Origin of the sequence: Streptomyces sp. NRRL F-2664 (genome assembly GCF_000719345.1) — a bacterium.
In the GTDB taxonomy this organism is placed as follows: Bacteria; Actinomycetota; Actinomycetes; order Streptomycetales; family Streptomycetaceae; genus Streptomyces.
Map to the genome: position 1 here is coordinate 1 of NZ_JOFX01000402.1, position 376 is coordinate 376.

Sequence of the window (376 nt, forward strand, 5' to 3'; positions counted from 1 at the left end):
GCCCAGGAGGGAGACCTCGGTGGTGTAGGTGAAGCCGGTCCGCTGGTCGAAGACATCGTCCTCACCCGCGAAACCGCCCCCCGCCCCCGTGTAGGCACGGCCCCCCTCGGCCCAGACGTTCATCCGCTGCTCGGGCGCGGCGAGCTCGCCGCGGTCGTCGAGGGTGCGCAGGCGGGTCGCGGCCAGCGCCGGGACGGGCGAGCCGGGGATCTCTTCGTAGCCGATCTCGGTCACCGCGCCGAGGGGCGAGGCGACGCGGGTGATGACGGGGCCGTGCCCGGCCAGCGGCCGCCCGTACTCCAGCCCCGTCACCGCCCCGTCCCCGGCCGTGGCCTTGCGGACCAGCCCGTCCTCCAGCTCCAGGACGGCCGTCAGC

The 376-nt window shown here is 75.8% G+C and carries 1 protein-coding gene; it reads right to left on the reverse strand.

Annotated features, from left to right (window positions below):
- The coding region (locus IF89_RS39810) for a hypothetical protein (RefSeq protein ID WP_043195021.1) at positions 1 to 376 on the reverse strand (376 nt) is incomplete at both ends.